The sequence below is a fragment of the Oleiphilus sp. HI0132 genome (assembly GCF_001635845.1).
Genome location: NZ_LWGJ01001391.1, coordinates 1 through 571, shown reverse-complemented (window position 1 = coordinate 571; position 571 = coordinate 1). Strand labels below are relative to the sequence as shown.

At 40.8% G+C, this 571-nt stretch carries 1 protein-coding gene; it reads right to left on the bottom strand.

What is annotated here, in order from left to right:
• Positions 1 to 228: 228 nt before the first annotated feature.
• Positions 229 to 571: hypothetical protein (locus A3766_RS21355; RefSeq protein WP_231882951.1), on the bottom strand; the 343-nt coding region annotated here is incomplete at its 5' end.

Sequence of the window (571 nt, the reverse complement as noted above, 5' to 3'; positions counted from 1 at the left end):
ACCGACGAAGCCTCTACAAATTCAAATGTGCCTGAGAAGCTTAAACAGCAGAGCGGAACAGTGGGAAAACGTGCCACCTACCCTAAAACTTTAAACGGAGGAATACATGATAAGAAACGAGCATTCCCTGCCGAATATTGAGCCCTAAACCTTAAGAGCCAAAAAACATTTAACGCTTTAATGACGCGCCCCGCCAGGGGTCGCGTTGATTAATTTGTTATATGCCTTTTAGTATTTTGACTCTTCTTTTTCAAACTCTAACCTGCTTAACACCCATTTAGTGAAGCTAGGATACTTCTCTATATCTTTGGGTAATGGTTCACCAACGCAATAGGCTTGAAGGTCACCGGCATCAGTAATGAGTATCTTGTACTCTGAATCCGCTGAATCATCCGCAATACAGAATACTACACCTCCATCTCCCCAATCATTAATAATAAGTACGTTGTTAGGGAGATTTATTGAGTCTCTGCACTCTACAGTTTGAATTACTGATTCTTCAAGATTCTCAACACCACAAGCAGTTGAGTATCCATAATTATTTAGAAGCCATTTCATGCTAGTAGGCAGT